The 21,475-nt window shown below is 43.4% G+C and carries 21 protein-coding genes; all 21 read left to right on the forward strand.

What is annotated here, in order from left to right:
• The first annotated feature begins 13 nt into the window (after positions 1–13).
• Entirely contained in the window at positions 14–949 is a 936-nt protein-coding gene (locus P5G61_RS18505) for a GNAT family N-acetyltransferase (RefSeq protein WP_301247841.1), read from the forward strand.
• A 345-nt stretch (positions 950–1,294) separates the two neighbouring features.
• Complete coding sequence (locus P5G61_RS18510; RefSeq protein WP_301247842.1) at positions 1,295–2,176, forward strand: AraC family transcriptional regulator; 882 nt, start codon at positions 1,295–1,297, stop codon at positions 2,174–2,176.
• A 22-nt stretch (positions 2,177–2,198) separates the two neighbouring features.
• Positions 2,199–3,470 (forward strand): ABC transporter substrate-binding protein, encoded by a 1,272-nt coding sequence (locus P5G61_RS18515; RefSeq protein ID WP_301247843.1) that lies wholly within the window; start codon positions 2,199–2,201, stop codon positions 3,468–3,470.
• 92 nt (positions 3,471–3,562) lie between these two features.
• Positions 3,563–4,468 carry a carbohydrate ABC transporter permease gene (locus P5G61_RS18520; protein ID WP_301247845.1) on the forward strand — a complete coding sequence of 302 codons (906 nt, stop codon included), beginning with the start codon at positions 3,563–3,565 and terminating at the stop codon, positions 4,466–4,468.
• Entirely contained in the window at positions 4,468–5,292 is an 825-nt protein-coding gene (locus P5G61_RS18525) for a carbohydrate ABC transporter permease (protein WP_301247847.1), read from the forward strand. The genes P5G61_RS18520 and P5G61_RS18525 overlap by 1 nt, the downstream gene beginning before the upstream one ends.
• A gap of 6 nt (positions 5,293–5,298) precedes the next feature.
• A complete protein-coding gene (locus P5G61_RS18530) occupies positions 5,299–7,854 on the forward strand; it encodes a hypothetical protein (RefSeq protein ID WP_301247849.1) in 2,556 nt (851 codons plus the stop codon).
• 5 nt (positions 7,855–7,859) lie between these two features.
• Positions 7,860–8,957 (forward strand): beta-galactosidase BglB, encoded by a 1,098-nt coding sequence (gene bglB, locus P5G61_RS18535; protein WP_301247851.1) that lies wholly within the window; start codon positions 7,860–7,862, stop codon positions 8,955–8,957.
• Between the two features lie 284 nt (positions 8,958–9,241).
• Positions 9,242–10,096 carry an MBL fold metallo-hydrolase gene (locus P5G61_RS18540; RefSeq protein ID WP_301247852.1) on the forward strand — a complete coding sequence of 285 codons (855 nt, stop codon included), beginning with the start codon at positions 9,242–9,244 and terminating at the stop codon, positions 10,094–10,096.
• Positions 10,097–10,433: 337 nt separating this feature from the next.
• Positions 10,434–11,354, forward strand: a complete 921-nt coding sequence (locus P5G61_RS18545) for a phosphate/phosphite/phosphonate ABC transporter substrate-binding protein (protein ID WP_301247853.1) — start codon at positions 10,434–10,436, stop codon at positions 11,352–11,354.
• A gap of 33 nt (positions 11,355–11,387) precedes the next feature.
• On the forward strand, positions 11,388–12,155 hold the full coding sequence (gene phnC, locus P5G61_RS18550; RefSeq protein WP_301247855.1) for a phosphonate ABC transporter ATP-binding protein: 768 nt from the start codon (positions 11,388–11,390) through the stop codon (positions 12,153–12,155).
• 1 nt (position 12,156) lies between these two features.
• On the forward strand, positions 12,157–12,948 hold the full coding sequence (gene phnE, locus P5G61_RS18555) for a phosphonate ABC transporter, permease protein PhnE (protein ID WP_301247857.1): 792 nt from the start codon (positions 12,157–12,159) through the stop codon (positions 12,946–12,948).
• The gene (gene phnE / locus P5G61_RS18560; protein ID WP_301247859.1) at positions 12,945–13,784 is read left to right on the forward strand and encodes a phosphonate ABC transporter, permease protein PhnE; all 840 of its coding nucleotides are present in this window, start codon (positions 12,945–12,947) and stop codon (positions 13,782–13,784) included. The genes phnE (P5G61_RS18555) and phnE (P5G61_RS18560) overlap by 4 nt, the downstream gene beginning before the upstream one ends.
• Positions 13,785–13,833: 49 nt before the next feature.
• The gene (locus P5G61_RS18565; RefSeq protein WP_301247861.1) at positions 13,834–14,838 is read left to right on the forward strand and encodes a tyrosine-protein phosphatase; all 1,005 of its coding nucleotides are present in this window, start codon (positions 13,834–13,836) and stop codon (positions 14,836–14,838) included.
• A gap of 157 nt (positions 14,839–14,995) precedes the next feature.
• Positions 14,996–15,649 carry a GntR family transcriptional regulator gene (locus tag P5G61_RS18570; RefSeq protein WP_301247862.1) on the forward strand — a complete coding sequence of 218 codons (654 nt, stop codon included), beginning with the start codon at positions 14,996–14,998 and terminating at the stop codon, positions 15,647–15,649.
• Positions 15,650–16,281: 632 nt separating this feature from the next.
• Complete coding sequence (locus P5G61_RS18575; protein WP_301247863.1) at positions 16,282–16,917, forward strand: hypothetical protein; 636 nt, start codon at positions 16,282–16,284, stop codon at positions 16,915–16,917.
• 40 nt (positions 16,918–16,957) lie between these two features.
• On the forward strand, positions 16,958–17,458 hold the full coding sequence (locus tag P5G61_RS18580; protein ID WP_301247864.1) for a GNAT family N-acetyltransferase: 501 nt from the start codon (positions 16,958–16,960) through the stop codon (positions 17,456–17,458).
• Positions 17,459–17,507: 49 nt separating this feature from the next.
• The gene (locus P5G61_RS18585) at positions 17,508–18,020 is read left to right on the forward strand and encodes a DUF6886 family protein (RefSeq protein WP_301247866.1); all 513 of its coding nucleotides are present in this window, start codon (positions 17,508–17,510) and stop codon (positions 18,018–18,020) included.
• A complete protein-coding gene (locus P5G61_RS18590; RefSeq protein WP_301247867.1) occupies positions 18,004–18,831 on the forward strand; it encodes an HAD family hydrolase in 828 nt (275 codons plus the stop codon). The genes P5G61_RS18585 and P5G61_RS18590 overlap by 17 nt, the downstream gene beginning before the upstream one ends.
• A gap of 169 nt (positions 18,832–19,000) precedes the next feature.
• Positions 19,001–19,549: a glutathione peroxidase gene (locus P5G61_RS18595; protein WP_301247868.1), complete on the forward strand. Its 549-nt coding sequence runs from the start codon at positions 19,001–19,003 to the stop codon at positions 19,547–19,549.
• A 174-nt stretch (positions 19,550–19,723) separates the two neighbouring features.
• Complete coding sequence (locus P5G61_RS18600) at positions 19,724–20,584, forward strand: AraC family transcriptional regulator (RefSeq protein WP_301247869.1); 861 nt, start codon at positions 19,724–19,726, stop codon at positions 20,582–20,584.
• A 56-nt stretch (positions 20,585–20,640) separates the two neighbouring features.
• A complete protein-coding gene (locus P5G61_RS18605) occupies positions 20,641–21,438 on the forward strand; it encodes an acyl-[acyl-carrier-protein] thioesterase (protein ID WP_301247870.1) in 798 nt (265 codons plus the stop codon).
• Positions 21,439–21,475: the final 37 nt, after the last annotated feature.

Below are 21,475 nucleotides of genomic sequence, written 5' to 3' on the forward strand. Positions count from 1 at the left end.
GGAGGAATGACGTGTGGAATTAAATAATTGGTCTGAGGAACTTTATTCTTATGATTTATCTAATGAATATTCCATTCAAAAGGCTGATCCCGAAGAATGGGGAGTGTATTGTTCTGTCTATTATAATATGGCCTATACTGGATTTTTTAAAGGAGAAGGCTTCAATGTTTCGCGGAATAACTCTTTTTGGATTTATAAAGGAGATTCAAAAATCGGTGGGGTAAGAATGGCACCCAATACGTTATATCATCTATTCTTTATTCCCCCATTCAATAATTCATTTCAGGTACTGAAGCTTCTTAAAAAAATACTTATAAAATGGTCTGATTCAACTCAACGTATCAAGGTATATGAAATTCTCCCCGATCAAGTACATTTATTTACGAGGGCTGGATTCTGGCCAGATGAGTTCAGATGCCGCTGGATGCAGCGTCCTACAGATCATTTCAATGTGCATTGGGATCCTGATCTTATGATCAAGAGCCCCGAAATTATCGAAAATGAAACGGGGACTAAGCAATACAGTAATGAAGATGAAATCGCTCTGTGTGACTTTGACAGCTTTGTAGGCGGTTTCGAAGCCTTACGGAGAAAACAGTCCTCCTTAGAAGACTTTATCCCGAACCAAGAGATACATTATACCAATGAGAACCTAACTCAAGCCTCTACCCTTGTATATGATAAGGTTACTGGACAGCTAGTAGCTAACTGTCGCCTATGTTTACAGGACAATCAAGCAGCAGTTTACAGCATAGGAGTCAATCCCGCTTACAGAGGAAAAGGACTTGCTACACGCATGCTGCAAAGAGCCCTGACTGAACTTAAAGACAAGTATCCAGTTCTACAGTTATATGTCATGGAAGGCAACGATGCTGAATCAGTCTATTTTAATCTTGGATTTGTTCCGGGTGTTCAAGAGATACAAACAATGTATTTACCTGTAAATTAAATAGTCACGGTTAAATTCGGTGGTCTACTTATCTCTGCTTGTTCCCGTCGCCAGGGGAATGGAAGAATAATATTGGGTGTTACTTTAAAAAAGTGAATATATCTTAACCAACCGTTTGCAAGTTGACCGCTGTATAGCCTTTGGGCTTTGCAGCGTTTTTTTTATTTCCAACGTCCAGTCAGGATGAAATCCGCACTAATCATTTTCAACAATCCTGATCAACAATACAGCAATATTGTTCGGATTATATCGAAATAACTGTGATACAATTCATTGTAAAGCGCTATCATTGTAAATTATTAAACTATATTGCTTTTTATATTCTGAGAAGGGAGATCTTTATTGATGTTAACCATACACACCCCGACGAATATTGCTTTGCAGGAAAATGAAGTTTATGTGCGATCAGAAGCAGATAATTTTCAGGATGAATGGCCTGTCCATACGCATAACGGGTATGAGATTCATTATTTTATTCAGGGAGATGCAACTTTTTTAATCGGTGATCGAATATATAAGCCGCTGCCCGGAGATATGTTTATATTCAGAGGGGGCGTACCCCACCGGATTAATCCTTCAAGAGAAATAGTGTATAAGCGAAGTTTCGTCAATTTTACGGAATTAATGCTTTTGGACATGCTTGGTATGAGTCAATTGGATAATTTGATGTCCATATTCCGTCATGCCAATGGATTGTTGGTGCATTGGTCCCTGGAGGAGCGTGAATACATCATAGGTATATTTAAGGGGATCAAGGAGGAGATGGATGCCGGAAATACAGGGTATAAAACGATGGTTAAATTGAGTCTTACCCAATTACTACTGCGGATTTACCGGAAAATGAGCAGTGAGCGATCCGTCAATCCTAGTTTATGTTCTTCCCAGAAGCAGACAAGCGTAAGCCGGGTTCTTCATTATTTAAACCAGAATTACACGGAGAATGTTTCTTTGGATGACTTGTCCAAAATACTTCATTTGAATAAATACTACATTTGTCATTCTTTCAAAGAGACAACGGGATATACGATAAGCAATTATGTGATACGGAAAAGGGTGGCAGAGGCCAAAAAATTGTTGCTGTCTACGGATACACCGATTTTGTCCATATCAGAGACATTGGGCTTTAATACACCTGTATATTTTAGCAGGGCCTTTAAGCAATATGTGGGTGTATCGCCACAGTTATTCCGTAAAAATGAATTGCTTAATGAAGCCAAAAATCATTAATCCCTTTTAAGGAGATGTTGATATGACAAGAAGAACAACGTTTAAGCTTGGCACCAGCATAGTGTTGATCATGTTGCTCATCATCCTGACTGCTTGCTCAAATACAGGTAACAACAGTGATTCAAGATCGACGACTTTTGATTTCTTGTGGTTTTCTGACGGGAATGAAGGAGAAGTGATGAAGGAAATTATTAAAGATTACGAGCAGACCAATAGCAAGGTTAAGATCAATCTGATTGAGGTGGGCTTCAAGGATATCCAAACCAAATTAAAAACGATGTTATCTGGCGGAAAGCCGCCTGCTCTGAGTCGGGTCACGGATACGGGGTCTTTTGCTAATCAGGCTGTTGATCTTACACCCTACGTGGACAATGCTGGTCAATTCGAGGATCAATTCATCGACTCTCTCAAACCTTACTATGTTATGAATGACAAGCTGGTAGCTGCGCCTATGGATGTCACAGCGAATGGGCTTATTTATAACAAAACTTTATTTGATAAAGCGGGCGTCAACGTACCTACTTCTCCTGATCAGGTATGGACGTGGGAGGAATATATCGCTGCGCTGAAAGAGGTTATGGACAAAGGCGGAGCACGATATGGCATGGTATGGGATGTCACTCCGCATAGATGGTCTACTCTTTTGTACCAGAATGGCGGAAGCATTTTAACTGAGGATGGCAGTGCTGCAGCGATTAACAGTGAAGCCGGAATCCGTTCCATGGAGATGTTCAAGCAGCTTCATCAAGAAGGGATTATGCCTGAATCGGTATGGCTCGGAGGGGAGAACCCGAACAACCTGTTCCGTTCCGGAACGGTAGCTACCCACTGGGCCGGTAACTGGATGATCAGCAATTACAAGGATATCACCGATTTCGAATGGGGAGTCACCTATATGCCAAAAGGAACACAACGTTCTTCTGTGCCAGGCGGAAAGTTTCTGATGGCTTTCAAAGGCAGCGGTTATGAGCAGGAGGCGGCAGAGTTCATTGAATATTTAACGTCCAAAGAAGTGAATTCAAAATATAATCAGGAGTCGTTATTTATGAGTCCACGGAAGGATAGCTCCGTACTGAATTATGCATTTGGCAAGGAGATGTTTGAAGTTTTCTCGGATGAACTGAAGAACAGTTCGCCACTTGCAGCCAATGACTGGTCTAAGCAAATGCTTATATCCAAAATTTCAACGGATTTGAAAAATAATATTATGGACGTTCTGTCAGATAAGGCTACTCCGCAGGAAGCATTGGATCAGACGGCCAAGCAGATTAATGAAGCGATTGAAAGTCAATAAAACGTAAAGCAATATGCTAATTCACACACGGGGGCTTACCGATTTCCTGTTAGGCCTCCCTTTCGATTAACGCATTAGGAAGGGGCAAGGAGATGAGTGAAGGACAACGATTAAATAGTAAAACACTGGCAAGGCAGAATAGGAAGCTCGTTATTGCTCCTTATCTGTTTATACTTCCCAACCTCCTGATCTTTGGAACTTTTATCGTATTTCCCTCTTTATTGGGCCTGTACTATTCTTTCCATGTCTATGATGGATTGAACCCGATGAAGTTCAACGGGCTGGACAATTATATCAAAATTATAGGGGATCAGGAATTTTGGTCAACGATCGGACGAACGGGGATTTATGCAGCAATTGTTGTTCCGTTAATATATGCAGCAGCATTAGGCATTGCTTTGCTGCTTGCACGCGAGATTCGAATGCGCAGCTTCTTCAGGGCGATATTTTACTGGCCGACCATGATTTCTTACATTATCGTAGGATTGACCTGGAAGTGGATTTTTGGAGATTCATTTGGCATTTTGAATCATCTGTTAACAATGGCTGGTGTGGAGCAAGTCGGCTTTCTGACCTCTTCCTTTTGGGCCAATACGGCTGTGATCATCGCGACGGTATGGTCACGTGCGGGCTTTTTCATGGTCATTTTTATTGCGGGCTTGCAGGCCATACCTACAGACTACTATGAGGCTGCACGCTTGGACGGTGCAACGGGAATAAAGGTGTTTCGCTATATTACGCTCCCGCTTTTGAAACCTACAAGCTTACTTGTTGTTATGCTGTCTCTGATTGACGCGTTCAAAGCCTTCCCACTTATGTTTGCGCTTACAGGCGGTGGACCGGGCAAGGAAACCACATATATTGTTCAATATATTTATGAGATTGGCTTTAATAGGCAGGAGCTTGGGCTGGCCAGTGCCATGTCGGTGATGCTGTTTATCCTTATTGGAGGATTCTCGGCGCTGCAATTCCGTTTATCGAAAGGAGGGGCTGTCTGATGGTGATGAAGCCTCTGGTCAAAATCGTCATCTACAGTATGTTAAGTGTGGCCGCATTGTTGTGGCTTCTGCCTGTTCTGTGGGTCGTGATTTCTGCCCTGAAAACGAATAGCGATCTGTACAGCTTTCCTCCCAAGTTGTGGCCTCAGCCAGTCACCTTCGAGCATTTCAAGGAGGCATTCAGAAAAGGTAATTTCGGCTTGTATTTTATGAATAGTACGATCGTAACTCTGAGCTCCACGCTGCTGCTGTTACTGATCAATTCCATGGCAGGTTTTGCATTGGCGAAGTACCGCTTCCCCGGAAGCTCGATCATATTAATTGCTTTTATCTCAACACTTATGATTCCAATTGAGGTCATAATGATCCCCATATTCAAAGTACTGAGCGCACTTGGGTTATATAATAGCCTGCTCGCGATTATTATCCCGCCTGCAGCAACCCCGACAGGTGTGTTCCTTATGCGGCAGTATTTGCTGACGGTACCGGACGAGCTGCTGGAAGCTGCCCGGATGGATGGAGCGGGAGAATGGAAAATTTACTGGAGCATCATTCTTCCCATAGCGAAGCCGATTCTGGCAGTACTCGCGATCTTCTCCTTCATGTGGAGATGGGATGATTTTGTATGGCCGTTAATCGCTATTAGTGATCCATCCAAATATACGATCCAGCTTGCACTCTCTAATTTTATTGGTGAATACAACGTAGATTGGGGCAGCCTGCTGGCCATGTCCGTCATTACGATGCTTCCGGTGCTGATTGTTTTTATGGTTTTCCAGCGATATTTTGTCAGCGGTATGATTACTTCAGGGATGAAAGGATGAGTTTGGATGTCAGATACCATCAGTGGCAAGATGCACACCTTGAATTACAAGCCTATGAAATTAGGCCACAACCAGGTCATTAATCATTGGATAATTAGCGGCATATACACGAAGCCTGTTGCATTTGTTCCAACAACGATGGAGGGAGATATTAATGATTGGCTTATCGATGGTTTCTCCATTCATGAAAACCCTTGTAGACAGGAATTTGTAGAAAATAGGAGAACGCAGCCTGTGCCCCGATTTTTTGATCACTGGAGTGAGTTTCCAAGCCCGGGAGACCCTCTCAATGGAGAAGAGAACGGGATGCCATGGGAGTTGTATTCTCCCTGGGATAATCCGCGGGTGGAGAAATCAGGATTTTGGTTCGTACCGACACATCTGCGCAGTTACGCGGCGACACGTCTAGTCTCTTCGACTACCCATACGGCCTCTTTCCGGATAAAAACCTATGGCAGTCTGACATTGTGGATAAATGGGGAATTAGTGACGGACTTTGCGCCGCTCATTCGTAATAAGGAGCAGGAAATCATTATTAATGCTGAGCTAGTAGCTGGAATCAATGAGATCTATGCCTGCTGGGAGGACCTGGCTGAGCGGGATACCATGTATGCTTTTGCAGTAGAATACCTGGGAAACGAAGCATTGGATATTTCAGTGCCACTTGTTGCTCACTTGGTGGGGCCTGTCCAATCCGCAGAGCGAGCCCTAGAACAGGCTTATTTTCCTTCAGATATCTTTAGAGGTGAGCAGATTAAGCTCAAGCTGCCGCTTCCATTGCCGGACATCGTTAAAGAGGCTGATATTCAATATGGCAATTTCTTTGACGGGACAGAAAACAAAACGATACACATAGCTGAGAGAGAAACGGATCTGGTCCTGGCACATACCAATGAAATCGGCCATCATTACGTATATTTCACACTGGCTATTTCGGTTTCAAACGTGGTACTGACGAAGAAGTTCGGCTGTCAATCCTACGATACCAGCTATGATGAGGCTGCTCAGCAAGCGGCGGATATTGAAGCCCGCAAATCCCTGGCTCTGCGATGTATTGCCGAGAAGGGTAGTCCCAACATTCATAAGGCCATCGCTATGCTGAAGACAGAAGGCAATCTGCAAGAAGCGGAGAAGTTATTGCTTGATGGCGTGGAAGGGATTGAGCAACGGAAGGATTGCAGTGACTTTTATTTGGTGGGGCTCTTTCGCCTTTGGAGGGATGAACGAGATAGCGGTTTGTTCTGTGAATCGTTCTGGGATCGGGTAAAAGCAAGCATTCTGGGCTATCGGTATTGGATTGATGAGCCTGGCGATGATGTGATGTGGTTCTTCAGCGAAAATCACGCCTTGTTGTTCCATACCAATGAGCTATTAGCCGGACAACTGTTCGGGAATGAAACGTTTGGCAACAGTGGTGAATCCGGTGAGGTTCATCGTCAAAAAGCAGAGCAGAGACTTACACTATGGTTTGAGCGCTTTTTGGATGAAGGATTGGCCGAATGGAATTCAAGTGCATACATCCCTATTGATGCGGTAGGGCTGCTGCATATCTATGAATTTGCACATAATGAACAGCTCAGACAGCAAGCGAAAAAGGCAATGGACCTGTTATTCTATTATATTACTGTTCAGATGCATCAAGGGGTCATGTCTACAACATTCGGCCGCAGCTATGAGAAGGAACTGTTGGGCAGTTATGCTGCAGGAACGACTTCAATGTGCTGGATTGGTTATGGCGTCGGTCATGTAAACAATTATTCAATCAGCAATGTTGCCTTGAGTTTATCGGATTACATTCCTCCTGCAGCGTATCAGGAGCATCTGAACCTTGGAGGAAATCAGCAATTGGTGTTTGCCAATCAGCAGGGCAAGGGAGGTTACGCCAAGCTCTATCATTGTCGGACACAGGAATACGCCCTATCTTCAATTATTCACTTTCGTCCTGGCAAGGCAGGTTATCAGGAGCATGTCAATCATCTGTCTCTGTCGCCTGAGGCGCAGATTTGGGTGAATCATCCAGCAGAAGTATACAAGCACGGGGATGGACGGCCTTGCTTTTGGGCTGGAAACGGGATATTGCCGGACGTTGTTCAGCATGAGGGGATTGCTTTGATGATGTTTGATATTCCCGCCAATCAGACGGCTGACTGGACTCATGCTTATTTTCCCTCTTATTCCTTCACAGAATGGGTAAGGCATGAAAACTGGTATTTTGTCCGACTGGATAAAGGGTATGCAGCCATATATGCTGCCAATGGAGCATCAATGGAGACCACCGGGGTGACGAGAGAGCGTGAGCTTATTTCCCCCGGATTGCGCAACGCCTGGATTATAAGGGCAGGAAGTGAACAGCAATTCGGCTCATTTGACGCTTTTATAAACCAAATCCGTTCTGCAAGCCCGCAATTCGACAGTCAAGCGTTAACTCTTACCCTGACAGATCCGGTCTATGGTCCAATTCTTTGGGGTATGAACAGGCCCTTTCATATTCAAGGAGAGGAAATAGTACACGACGGTTATGGAGTAAGGGGACAGCTGCAGTTACTGGACATGGAGCGCTGAATCGTATGCAAGAAACCAAGGGAGTGAAAACCAACATGCCGAATCCAATGATGCTGCAGGAGAGAATAAGCAAGGTATCCCGTGCGATGGAGTCTATGAAAAACACAAGCATCAATGAACAATTTCCAATCGGACTGATCGACATTCACCTATGGGAATGGCCGCAAGGTGTCGGCCTTTATGGTCTGCTTCAGCTCTATGACGCAACGAAGGATGCCGAAGTGCTGGAATTTCTTGAATTATGGTACAATGCAAGGCTGATGGAAGGGTTACCGGAAAAAAATGTGAATACATGTGCTCCGCTCCTTACTTTGATTTCACTATGCGAGCTGACCGGAAACCAGGAGTACGAACATGTCTGTGAAGAGTGGAGCAGTTGGATCATGAATGGACTGCTGCGAACCGGAGATGGTGCGTTTCAGCATATGATAACGGGAGATGCCAATGATGGACAAATACTGATTGATACCCTTTTTATGACGGTACTATTTTTGGCCAAGGCAGGGGTATACTTCAAGAAACCCGACTTGGTAGAAGAAGCCAAGCGACAGTTCCTTGTGCATATCAAATATCTATATAATAAGAGAACCGGGTTGTTCTATCATGGCTGGGACTTCAACGAAAATCATAACTATGGTGCTGTTCATTGGGGAAGAGGCAATGCATGGTATACGGCGGGGGTTATGGATTTCCTGAATATTATTCCAATCGAAGATGGGCTAAAGTCCTATCTGCTGGATACGGCGACCGCTCAAGTCAGAGCGCTGAGCAAGCTTCAGGATGAGGATGGCATGTGGCACACCGTACTGGATGATCCGGACTCGTACAAAGAAACCTCCGCAACGGCAGCGATTGGATACGGTATTCTCAAGGGAATCCGGTATGGATACCTGGATGAATCCTATCGCCAGACTGGCATGAGAGCGCTTGAAGCGGTATTGAAACAAATTGATGATAAAGGAGTTGTACAACAAGTATCCTACGGAACACCTGTGGGGCAGGATGCCCAGTTTTATAAGGATATTCCGCTTAGTCCGATGGGTTATGGACAGGCACTTACGTTGTTCATTCTGATAGAGGGTTTGCATACTTCAGCCTCCTGAATAAAACGAGGAGGGCTTGTATGGAGAATATGGGCATGAATATGCCTGTGTTCTCCTTTTTGTAATAGGAATTCCCTTGCGGATTCGTTAAACTAACATATGGGTGCTCGAAAGTGTACATAAATAACGAAAGTAAAAAAAGATAATTCGGAGACCAGCATAAGAAACAAAGGAGGTGATTCCATTGGTAAACCAATAAAATGAGAAAATCTAAATGTTGATTCAAATAAGCATGCAGATTTTCTCTCTTAGGGATCAAGACTTTACTATAGAGGAGAATGAACATGCTAAATCAATTAAGTGAAACGATCTACTATCTATCTAACCAAAATGATAAAGAAAGGCCAACATTGGGGTTAGTGTGCGGTGATAAATACAGTCTTGTTGTTGATGGTGGGAATTCGATTCAACATGCCAGGGATTTCTTACATGAAATAGAGAAGTTAAACGTTCCACCCGTTAAATATGTGGTCATCACGCATGCCCATTGGGATCATTTTTTAGGCATGAATGAATACGGAGCTACGATTATTATGAATAGTCTAACTAGCCAAAAGATGAATGAGTGGAGGAATTATTCTTATGATGACCGCTCTCTTCAGGAGTATGTGGATTCCAAGAAGATGACTTCACATTGTATGGAGACGATACAAAATGAAATACCGGAGAGAGAGACATTTCAGTTATGTCCCCCGGATATTACTTTTGAAAAGTCTCTCCATCTGGACTTGGGCAATAAAGTTTGTGTGCTTGAGGCCATTCAAAGTACGCATACGGATGACTCAACAGTTGTGTTCATTCCGGATGAAAAGGTGATATTTCTAGGCGATAGTGTGTATTGCACAACGACAAAAGATTTATATCATTTTAAACAGTCTCATTTATTGCCTATGATAGAAGATATTCAGAAATATGATGCTACGCATTTTCTTCTTGGTCATGAATCGATCTGTGACTTGGAGGAGATGGATAAATATTATAAAGAGCTCATCTTAGCCAATAATGCTGTGAAATCAACATCCTTAGAGGAAGCGATTGAGCGATTTGAGGCAGCCAATGAACGAAAAGCAAATGACGATGAGCTTTTTTTCTTACAAGGATTTGTGAATGATCAGATATTACAATCAACACACCAATAAAGAATCGCTGGAGAAGTTCATTCTCTCCGTTCGTAAATAAGGGTACAATGAGTAAAAGGGAAAGGCTGCCTGCAAAGGCAGCCTTTTTTGCTTACGCTAACTTTCCTTACGACTATTTAGAAATGATTAAAAAAAGAGGTTGAAAAAGCAAACCTTATCCTCCCTGAAAATAAACTGAACCCAATATCTTAATATATTTATGCATGCTACTGATTCCCTTAATTATTTTACATAATTGGTGACCTAACAAACCATTATTCTTACATTCAACTTGTATCCTACTTGTGTACCGGATATTCCAGTATGAAATCAACCAAATTTCAGGAGGGTATACATTGTGGAAAATAGTAGACGTAAAGGTTATCAAAGCTTGATCTTCTCGCTTGTATTTATGCTTGTCATCCTATCCGGGTGCGGATCCTCTGCAAGTTCAAGCTCCAGTGAAAGCGGAATGCCGGAGGTAATTCGAATTGGCATTATGCCAAGCGAAGAGGGTGAGATGAACCGTTCTCAGGAACAGCTTGCAACAGATATTACAGAAGCAACAGGCATCCCTGCTGAAATTTTTGTGGCTGAAGATTATAACATGGTAATCGAAGCCCTGCGTGCAGGGAAAATTGAAATTGGTCTTATCGGTCCCTTTGGCTACATCATCGCTACGGAACGAGCAAATGCAAAACTGCTCGTGCGCTCCGAAAGCGATCAACAATCAAATACGGTAATCCTTGTCCGTAATGACTCCCCTTATCAAAGTGTAGAAGACCTTAAAGGGAAAGACTTTTTGTTTGCTGATCCGGCATCCACATCAGGCAATCTGTATCCACGCGCCACACTGATGAAAGAACTTGGCCTTTCAAATAAGGAACTTGATTCCTTCTTCGGCAGTGTAGCCTTCTCCGGTGGACATGACAAATCGCTGCTTGCACTGGCTAACGGCAATGCTGATGCGATTGGTACATCAAGTCTCATGGTGCCGATGATGGCAAAATCAGGACTTATAAAAGAAGAAGATTTCCGCGTCATTGCCGAATCGGATCCTATCGTTGGCGGAGCTCCACTGCTCTATCGTCAAGACTTGCCAGAGGAACTTGTTACACAACTGCGTGATCTTATGCTGGATTACGATAAGAAGAATCCAAAATTCCTGGAAAGTGTCGGCGCAGCTCGTTTTGTTGAAGGCAGTGACAGTGACTTTGATCCAATTCGACAAGTCGCCAAAGCGCTGGATATGTCTCCTGAGGAACTGCTAAGAAAGTAGAGTTTAGAAATGAGAGATAAGGAGGATGTTAGTATGACACTTTTACAAGTGGAAGGGTTGTCCAAGGTATACCCTGATGGAACAAAAGCACTTGATAACTTGGACCTGCAGATTAATCCAGGAGAATTTGTTGTTGTCATAGGACCAAGCGGTGCTGGAAAGAGCACCTTGCTACGCAGCCTAAACCGCATGATTGAGCCGACAAACGGAAAGATTCAGTTTAAAGGCAGTGAAACCATGGGTATTAAGGGCAAAAAACTTCGTGAACTCCGCCGTCATATGGGCATGATTTTTCAGGGATATAACCTAGTCACACGTGTGTCCGTACTTACTAACGTGCTTCATGGGCGATTAGGCTACATGAATGCATTCAAAGGGGCTTTGGGCCTCTACTCAAAAGCAGATACAGAAGCCGCCAAGGGCATGCTTCACCGTGTTGGTTTACATGAACAGATGTACAAGAGGGCAGATGAACTAAGTGGAGGTCAGCAGCAGAGAGTAGGTATTGCTCGTGCACTTTCCCAAAAACCCGATTTGATTCTGGCGGATGAACCCATAGCGAGTCTGGACCCAGCTTCCTCGGAGACGATTATGCATTATTTGTATACAATCTGCAATGAGGAAGGGATTGCCTGCCTGTGCAATCTTCATCAGGTAGATATCGCCAAGAAATACGCGACCCGTATCATCGGCATCCATAAAGGTTCCAAGGTGTTTGACGGAACGCCTGAAGAACTTACTGAAGATATGATTCGGCTAATCTACAACCAGACCAATTCCAAAGTGAAGGAGACAGCCTGACATGAATGCGGCTCAGTTGCAATCTGCCCGAAAAATTAAACGCACGCAAACGATATTGTTTTTTATCGTGATGTTGGCTGTCATCATCTGGTCTTCCATCGGCGCGGAATTTTCATTTGGAGCTTTGTTCGCAGGGGTAGGAGAAAGTTTCCGATTTATCTTTTTCGATTTTCTTCCGCCTGATTTTTCAACGCTTTCCCAGCTCATTGAACCTGCCATGCAGACCCTTTATATGAGTGTAGTGGCGATGGTAATCGGGTCGGTTATAGCAGGCCTTCTATCCTTTTTGGCCGCGGCAACGACAAGCCCGCACCCTTACCTGCAAGTATTTGTTCGTGCGGCTACATCGCTGTTTCGAAACATTCCGGTTATCATCTGGACCATTTTGCTTGTCGCAGCGTTCGGACTTGGCGCTGTAGTTGGTACGATGTCGCTGATCCTGATCTCAATCGGTATGCTGACTCGTTCCTTTGCCGAGGTGCTTGAAGAGATTGACATGGGTCAGGTTGAAGCGGTTCGGGCTGCTGGCGGGAGTTATTTACAAGTATTGTCCCAAGCGGTATTTCCACAATTCTTACCCGGGTTTATCGGTTGGAGCTTATACAACTTTGAAATCAATGTCCGCGCCTCTACCATTGTAGGGATGGTTGGAGGAGGAGGACTCGGATTTATTTTGCAATCGAAATTGAAGTTGTTTCAATACCAGGAAGCCAGCATGGCCGTTCTGCTTGTACTCGTTATCGTACTCATTGTGGAAACGATCACCAATCGCGTAAGGGAGCGAATCATATGAGTATGCCAATGAACGGAGTGAAGCCATCCTTAACGCTGTATACATCCCTGCCAGAGCCGCCTAAACCGAAAAGGAACAAGCTGCTGATAATAGGTCTGCCGCTTATCGCCGTGTTGTTTGTATTCAGTCTCGTTCAGCTTCAATTCGACTATTCGAAAATTGCCCAAGGATTCACGAAACTTGGCGGTTATATGGGGACGATGTTCCCCCCTGACTTCTCTGCCTGGCGCCATGTGCTGCGCGCTGCTGTAGAATCGTTGCAGGTCGCCATTCTGGGATCAGCACTGGGGATTATCGTTGCTTTCTTTCTCTCCTTTTTGGCTGCAAGCAATTTGACGCCTCATCCATTTGTCGCTTGGTTCATCCGAAGTGTTGCTTCATTACTTCGTGCGATTCCAACGATCGTGTGGGCCCTTATCTTTATCGTGTCTGTTGGCCTTGGACCGCTTCCTGGAGTGCTTGCGATTGCTGTTTCCGCGGCAGGAATGCTCGTCAAAGTGTTTGCCCAATCGCTTGAAGAAATCGACAAAGGCGTACTCGAAGCGATGCAGTCAACTGGCGCTAGCTGGTTGCAGATCGTCATGCAAGGCATTTTGCCTACGGTAAAGACCGCTTTTATTGCCTGGTGTGTGCTGCAGTTAGAAGGCGGTATCGCCGAATCTACCATTCTAGGCGCAGTTGGTGCGGGCGGGATCGGATATGAAATGACCCATGCAATGAAATCATATAACTTTGCAGCTGCTTTGTTTGTCGGATTGGTCGTATTCATTATGGTATTTAGCGTAGAGTTCGTGGCAAATCGATACAAAATGAAGTTGAAAACACGTCAGAACTAAATAATTCATATCCATACAGAAGCAAAATCACTATTGAGGAGGAAATTACATGTCAACATCAGAATCACTCTTGAAACAAGGACCTCTCGTTCAGGCCAAATACAGCGTCAATAACGGAATTATCCTTGTCTGGAATATGGCAGAGAACATGGAGGCGGAGGCAGTCTACCATTCGATTCAGCAGGAATTTATGGAAGTAAACAGTACACTGCTGGATGTACAAATCCAGCCTGTTGGGGCAGCCTTTACGAGAACGCTGTCACCTGGCCGCAACTATTATCATGTAAAGTTCAAGGATGGTTCGGTGTCTACCATTAATGATCGTATGATTCACACAGATGGCGTAATCAATTTCCGCGATATGGGCGGTTACCTCACAGAAGATGGCCGTACGACCCGCTGGGGGATGCTGCTGCGATCTGCTGATTTGCATGAGCTCAGTAAGCAGGATCTGCATACGGCAGACGTGCTTGGTATTGACTGGATTTGTGATCTGCGCAGCGATTTTGAAGTAGCCAGCCGTCCAAGCCCGGCCATTGGTAAAGCACTCAATACGAATATTCCATTTATGGCGGAAGCGAATCCTGAGGAAATGCAAAAAATTGGACATGACCTGCATGCAGGCTACAAAGCCATGATTTTGAATACCGACAAGTGTACACTTATCCTAAATGAACTATTAAAAGAAGAACGTGATACCTCCTTGTTCCATTGCGCCGCAGGTAAAGACCGGACTGGAGTCGTATGTGCTTTGATTCTTCTCACCTTGGGTGTGCCACGAGAAGTGGTCATTGAGGATTACGAGCTAACGAATCTTGCGGTGGATGGGCTCATGCAACGCTTCCTCTCAGAAAGCAACAAGGATTACAAAGAATACATGGACCACATGCCTGAACTAAAGGGAGCGATTCCAGAAATGATGAAAGCCGCTTTTATTCAGGCAATATTTGAAGCAATTGACGAAAAATACGGCTCTTTCGAGCTGTACCTTTCAGAAGGGCTTGGCATTAATGAAGAGCAACGAACAGCACTTCAAAACAAATACCTGATTTAGAAACATGGAGTCCACACGCTGGGTAACAGTGTTGGACTCGTTCTTTCCTTCCTTTTGTTTGCGTTACTTCTTCTAAGACTGGTAATATAGGGTGATATATAGATAGCGTTAGAAGTCCAATTAAGACCTTATCAATGGGAGAAAGGGATTAAATGATATGAACAAAATATCGCTTGTCGATACAGCATACATGATGCTGCGAGAGCGAATGGTTTGCGGAGAACTGATGCCAGAAACTCTGCTTTCAGAGAATGTATTGGCGGAGGAGTATCAAATGAGCCGCACACCGATCCGTCATGCGATCGCTCGCCTCGAATCAGAAGGTTACGTGACCTCACTTAAAAATCGTGGTGTATTGGTCAAGGAGGTTCGTGGAAAAGAATTTCTCGATTTAATTGAACAAATTCAATCGATGCTCTTCTATTGTTTTGAAATGATGAAAGACCCGAACAGAGAGATCCATCTAAACCTTGAGTCGCTTGCAGCTCATGTTGAAGTCCAGCGAACCGCCGAGAAAAAGAATGACTATGCCTTATACACCGAGCATCATTTTCTTTTCATGCGAGAAATTGTTGAATCCTTGAACAATGGTGTAATGCTAAGCACTTTTGACTCTTTCCGGGATAAACTTTACATGTATTCAATCGTCCGCTTTAAGCAGACTCCGCATATCAAACACTACAGTGCAATCGGAATTAATCGGGATATGCTTCACGCATTATCTAGCAATGATTATGGCGCAGCTCAGGAGGTAATGTTATCCCTCATTCCTATAACCAGAGAACGTATGCTGGCGACTGGGCAGTTTTGACTTCTTTCCTCACGTCAAAGGGTTGTTATTTTACGACACTGCTCCTGGGAATTCTTTTTTATACTTTTGCATAACATTGCGACTGGGGGTTATTCAGATGGCAATGCTGAATTGCTTGCTAGCTAGAAATAACTCATACAAAGCCTGACGGTGGCGATACTTTGTGTGGGTGCGATAGTTTAGACTCTTTCGTCCATACGTTCTCTCCGTTTGCAAATAAGGTTATAACAAGTGAAGGACTGCCTGCAAAGGTGGCCTTTTTTTGAAATTAAAGATCGTCCAAAGATAACAATCCCAGAACATTAATGGAGAAAACGTTAGACATCGCAACTATCCTTTTATTTATTAATGGAACGGTATAATTGGAGGTATCCTTATTTTTTATTTATATCAATTCAATAAGAGTATATAAAACTATGAAATCGTGAGGACCTACAAAAGGCTGCAAACTTTCACATACAAGTACATTTCCTTATCAGTCTCCTGAATTTTACAAGAAGATGGGTTATGACGTGTTTGGAATGATAGATGAATACCCGGAAGGGATTATTCAGTAATTCTTGAAGAAAAGATTGTAGACTTACATAGGAATCTCACAATCACTATATAACACTCAATAAAGGAGAAATGATATGACGGTCGTTGGAATCTTGGGGACGATTCATAATCAAGAATTAAGAGAGAAATATGGGACTACTCTTGCTCTGTATAAGGATCTGATTACTGAATTCAACCCGGATATGATCTGTGGTGAGGTACATCCCCAAAGCTGGGAGAGATATATCAAAGATAAACTGGATAAGGGATACTGGGGAGAGCCAGCCAGTGAGTACTGGGAGCTTATCTTTCCATTGTGCGAAGAACGGAATATCGAGTTTGTGCCGATTGACTGGTTTGAGTTAGATGTCTGGAATGATTTTGATCCCTTTAACGGCTTCTCAGAAGAGGAGCGTAAAGCGTTGGAGAAGATCGATGATGAATGGTTTTCGAAACAAATGAATACACATGACGTTGGATTAATTCCCTTTAATTCGGACGCATTTAATGAAATGACTAAACAAAAATATGAATGGTTAAATCAGATTAACCCAAAAGCAAATAACTTCAGGTGGATCGTGCGAAATCAAATTATGATTCAACGCGTGAAAAACACTTATCATTTGAATCCAGGTAAGAGAATTCTATGTATTGTGGGAGCAGATCACAATTATATGTTCAAAGAGGAACTGATAAATGAACCTATTGAATTAATATATCCCTTACGGTAGTCCAATTTACTAAACTATGAACCTTCAGGAGGCGTATGACATGATCAGATTGTGCAGCAATATGGATACGGATGCAATATATGAGATCATTAATGATGCAGCAAAGGTATACCAGGGTGTAATTCCCGAGGATCGCTATCATGAACCCTATATGTCATTGGAAGAATTGAACCAGGAAATCAGTGATGGCGTCGTGTTCTGGGGGTTTGAAGATCATCATAGATTATGGGGCGTCATGGGAATTCAGGATAAAGGCGAAGTTGCTTTAATTCGGCACGCATATGTTAGAACTCACCAACGGGGGAGCGGAATAGGTACAAAGCTGTTGGCCCATTTGATGGCGTTAACCGATAAACCAATATTAATAGGAACCTGGGATTCCGCAGAATGGGCTATAAAATTTTATTTAAAAAATGGCTTTACACTCGTTTCATCGGATCAGAAGAAGCAGTTATTAACTCGATATTGGAACGTTCCCGAAAGACAAATCGAGACCTCTGTCGTTTTATGTGACATGAAATGGAACACGGTTGGAACTTAAAAGCATTTTTCGGGGGCATGAGTATAACTAAATGATGAGAGGTGATTTTATGCTTTATCATTTTAGCGAGGTTTCAGATATCCAAGTCTTTATTCCGAGGGAGAGACAAAACAGACCTGATTTTCCAGCAGTGGTGTGGGCCATTGATGAAGAGCATGAATATTCATATTACTTTCCAAGGGATTGCCCGAGAATCATCTGTAAGAAGACTGACACGATAAGTGATGAGAATAACGAGAAGTTTTTTAAACATTCTAATGCCAATATCGTAGTCACGGTTGAAAATTCTTGGTATTTGCGGATGATGAATCAGATCATGTACAGGTACCATTTTGATGACACCAATTTTGAGCAGTTTGATCCAACGGCGGGGTACTACATTTCATCCCAGGTCACAAAGCCTCTAAATATAGACCGAATGGATTGTTTAATAGAGAGATTATTTAAGAAAGGAATTGAACTCCGATTTACTCCCAATCTGTACCCTCTAAGAGAAGCGATACTTCAATCAGACTTCAAGGAATTTGGGATACATAGATTCAGCAATGCAATGGAAGTATAGAGTGAATTTAAGTATCATAGGGGGGATTTCTATAAAATATCCAATAATAGTATTAGATCTGGATGGAACATTGCTCAATGCAGATAAACAAATTTCGAAACGAAATTATGAGGCAATGATGACATGCTCTAAACATGGGATCAGGTTTATCTATGCTACAGCACGCCCGCCAAGAGCAGTGAGGTTACTTTTACCTGAGGAATTGCTTTATAGCGGTTCTTTTATATATTACAATGGAGCCTATATCCACTGCAATTACACTGGTATTCAACAATATGAACATATAGACCCTGCGATCACTGCTGAATTAATAGATTATGGCATGCAGATTAACAATGAACTGGGTTTAAGCCTTGAAGTGGAAGATCAATGGATTAGTTTAAAAAAATATGATTATACAACGCTTATGAGAGTCAAAGAAAACCCAACGATAAAATCATTAGAAGAGCTCAAAGGGATTGCTGCAACAAAAATACTTTTTACGGGATTCAAAGACATAGATTTTTTTAAGGAGAAGTTTGCATCCAGATTAAATGTTTTGGTTACAGATGGTGGTAATCTTGTTCAAATCTCTTCAATAAAATCCTCCAAAGAAAATGCATTGAGAATTTTATGTAAGGCAATGAAAATAAAACTTGAAAACGTAATGGTTTTTGGTGATGATTTTAATGATATCGGATTATTTGAAATATGTGGCTGGCCGGTAGCTATGGGTAATGCAATTGAAGAGTTGAAGATTCTCTCGAAAGAGATCACCGATACGAATGAATCTGATGGAGTTGCGAAAGTGCTGGAACGAATTTTGATTTGAATGATTTTGACATATGGGATGACCCAAATTAACCCCATCTTTCCGATAATGAGATTGATGTGTTTGTTTGCGGGTCGGCTATATACGATACAGAATCATCTATTTCGTATATAATAGAAATTCATAGGAGTCTCTATAACTACATAACATCGCGAGGTGCACCAATCTTATGCCAACCATCTATGACTTTAACGTAACCAAAACGAGTGGAGAACGATTCCCACTCTATCAATACGAAGGAAAACCGGTGCTGATCGTAAATACAGCGAGCAAGTGCAAATATACGCATCAATTTGACGACATGCAGAAGCTTTATGACCGATATAAAGAGCAGGGGCTTCAGATCATTGGTTTCCCGTGTAACCAATTTGCCGAGCAAGAACCAGGAAGCAGCGAAGAAGCGGAATCCTTCTGTCAGATTAACTATGGCGTGAAATTTCCGATGTTCTCCAAAATGGATGTCAATGGGGAAACGGCCCACCCGCTGTATGACTTTTTGAAGAAGTCGGGTCCTTTTGCAGGCTTTGATGAGACGGATGTGCAAGCGAAACTACTGAAGCTAATGGTGGCAGACAAAGCACCGGAATGGTTGCATGGGGATGCAATCAAGTGGAACTTCACGAAGTTTCTGATTGATGCCGAAGGAAATGTGGTCAAACGTTTTGAACCTGTTGACTCGATCGACGAGATCCAGGCGAGTATAGAAAAGCTTTTGTAAACAATTTTTACTGTAATCATTTTTTTACATTCCCAAAGGGCCATGACACGTACCGTACAAACAAACGGATATGTGCATGGCTCTTTATATTTTAAAGTCTGCCCAGTACTATCCGACTTGATGTGAAACGGGTAAAATAGTAAGAAACCTCTCCAGAACAGGAGGTGCTTGAACGTGCCAAGTATCATGCAAATTAGTGGTCCAATGGAATATAACTATCGCTCCACCAGCGCGTATGACCCTGGAGTGTCGGACGGATTTCATTCGCATCCACATTATGAGGTGTATTATTTTCATGATGGAGAATGCACCTATCTTATTGGAGATCGAGTGTACAACCTTGAACCGGGTGATCTGGTCCTCATGCATGGGATGACCCTACATCGGCCACATCCACTGCCGGGCAGGCCGTATGTGCGAACGACACTGCATTTCGACCCTTCGGCTCTCCGCAGCAGTCTGCATCCGGATCGGGTCAGCGATGTACTGAGGCCGTTCGAAGAACTGAGAAACTGCCGCATCAATTTGACTGGGAATATCCGCTCCGAATTCGAGACCTTGCTGCTGAATCTCCATCAGCTTATGGTGAATCCGGGGGATTTCAAAGAGGAGCGCATGAACGTTCGCTTATGTGATCTGCTGTATGTTGTAGCTGGGATTTGCCGAGGCAGGGTTGAGGACCACAGTCCCTCTTCCGAGAAGGAGCGGCATGTACAACATATCATTCGTTATGTGGACACCCATTACATGGAGGACATCGGTCTGGATGATCTGGCTAGTGAACTTCATCTGTCCAAGCCTTATTTGGCCGGGTTGTTCAAAGAAATGACGGGCAGCACCATCTTTAAATATGTGTATGACCGGCGCATTAATCAGGCCAAGCTGTTATTCCAGTTCCAGCCGGATATTAGTGTGACAGAGGCCAGTCGGTTGGCCGGGTTTAAGCGGTTATCCCATTTCAGCCGAATGTTCAAACAAAGTGTAGGGTGTGCACCTGATCTGTACCGCAGTCGTTTACATCGATCGCTTGATTAATGTAGTGGTGCGAACTAGAGATTACATGCTGCCAGCTTGAGGAGGAGGTTTATTCAATGCAATCTGAACAACCATTCAAACTTCACTATCGAATTGGATCAGCCGATGCCGATTACAGATCACAATGTCGTCCATCTGCGTTACTGGAACATATGCAGTTGGCAGCAGACCGCGATTTAGCGGGCATGGGCGTTACCGTATCACAGATGCTGGATCAGGGATTGGGCTGGATGCTGTTAACAACAGATGTCACGATTATACGACCAGCTCAATTGGAAGAAGAAGTATCCTTGCAGACGTGGCACAAAGAAAATAAAGGGGTGACCTGGTTAAGGGATTATATCCTCACAGATCGAGAGGGGACCCATCTGGCTGTAGCTCGCACGGCTTGGGCATTGGTTGATCTGAAGAAACGCAGAGTCGTCAGACCATCCGCTCTGCCTTTTGAAGTGAAATCGCATCCCGATGTATCATTGGGCGAACCCCCTGCCAAAGTGACGGTTCCCTCTGAACTGAACTTGCAGGAACAATATCGTCTAACTGTACAATATAGTAGCACAGACAGTAATGGACACATGAATAATGCCAGATATGCAGACGTGTGTTGTGATGCGCTAACACAAGATGAGCTGGCCGCAGGTATAATCCGTCTGCAAATATCATATCACCGTGAGATTCGCATGCAGGAGCAAATGATCGTTGAGCGTTCAGCGGTTACGGATGGAGCTGTGTGGGTCCGAGGAAGATTGGTAGAAGAGAATGAGAGTGTTATTTTTGAAGCCAAATTGAGCTTGGGTATTTTGCCACTTCGCCCAGTAACGAATCAAATCATTAAATTGAATACAAATAAATGAAGTCAACCCGTCTGTCCTGGTTGGCTTTTTGCTATTT

Origin of the sequence: Paenibacillus vandeheii (assembly GCF_030433635.1) — a bacterium.
Lineage (GTDB): Bacteria > Bacillota > Bacilli > Paenibacillales > Paenibacillaceae > Paenibacillus > Paenibacillus vandeheii.